This window comes from Bathymodiolus heckerae thiotrophic gill symbiont, assembly GCF_900180345.1.
Taxonomy (GTDB): domain Bacteria; phylum Pseudomonadota; class Gammaproteobacteria; order PS1; family Pseudothioglobaceae; genus Thiodubiliella.
Genome location: NZ_FXLV01000103.1, coordinates 1 through 1,126, shown reverse-complemented (window position 1 = coordinate 1,126; position 1,126 = coordinate 1). Strand labels below are relative to the sequence as shown.

Sequence of the window (1,126 nt, the reverse complement as noted above, 5' to 3'; positions counted from 1 at the left end):
ATTGGTGATTTTATTAAACCTTGTCCTAGCAGGGCTAAGGCTGGGTTTAAAAAATCGCCAAGCGGGTGAAAAGTGGATTTTTGATGATTATTCATATTTATGCAAAGGTCTCATATGTAGAATAAATATTTTTTCCGATAAATTTTAACCTATATGCTGAGAGGTATCCATTTGCATCAGAGTACGATCCATACTATTATCAAAATAGCGCAATTTTTATTCAAAAATTAGATAATTTTAAGTATAATTATCATTGATTTACGGTAATTAATCATTCTTTTATATTGGATGAAATGGTTGCTTGTGATGTTAACACTCCAGAAGAATTCGAAACTTTGTTATTATCTGAAATTGTATTTAATTAAAAAATATGGAAAGTGATTATTTAAAAATAGCGACACTAAAAGACTTGCAGGTAGAAATGTTAAGACTTTTGCAAATGGTTGATCGGATTTGCAAAGATAATGATATAGAGTATTGGCTAGATGCAAGTACACTGTTGGGTGCTGTTCGACATAAGGGTTTTATTCTTTGGAATAGTAATTGCGGTATTTGTGTTCCAGCAAATGAATACCTGAGATTAATTTCTGCGTTAGATATAGAATCAACTGTTAATACAGATATATTTTTGTTTCATGAACATAATGATATTCCAAGAGGGCTATTTGAAAAGTTAGCCACCACCAAGATAATGTTACGTAATGATGGAAAATTGTATGCTGGACATATTCATATATCTCCTGTTAGATTTATTAAAAAAATTGATAAGCAAAAAGATGCAGAAATCATAAGTGTTGCTGAGTATTTCTATAGTGGAGATGTTGCTATGCATGGTGTAAAAGTTGATAAAAAGTATATTAAAAAAAACTTAAAGAGCGCACTTGTGGAAAAAGAAAAGTTTACCGAGTATATTCATTTTGAATATTTTCTTGATTGTAATAATAGAGGTTTAGAAAACCTTGTCAGAATGGATTCATTAGACTACTATCGTAATTTTAATATCTATTTGAGACCTTTGCATAAATCAACCAAAACCACACCAATCCAGTAAAATAACAACCATCTAAAATTAATCAAAAAAATAACAATGTCTTGGAAACAAACAACTCAACATTCATTCGCAGAC

At 29.9% G+C, this 1,126-nt stretch carries 1 protein-coding gene; it reads left to right on the top strand.

Annotated features, from left to right (window positions below):
* Positions 1 to 370 precede the first annotated feature (370 nt).
* Complete coding sequence (locus CRYPD_RS07695; RefSeq protein WP_138146985.1) at positions 371 to 1,051, top strand: LicD family protein; 681 nt, start codon at positions 371 to 373, stop codon at positions 1,049 to 1,051.
* Positions 1,052 to 1,126: the final 75 nt, after the last annotated feature.

Excerpts from the sequence above, each read along its gene's own strand:
- CRYPD_RS07695 (WP_138146985.1), top strand. The coding sequence starts at position 371 with ATGGAAAGTGATTATTTAAAAATAGCGACACTAAAAGACTTGCAGGTA.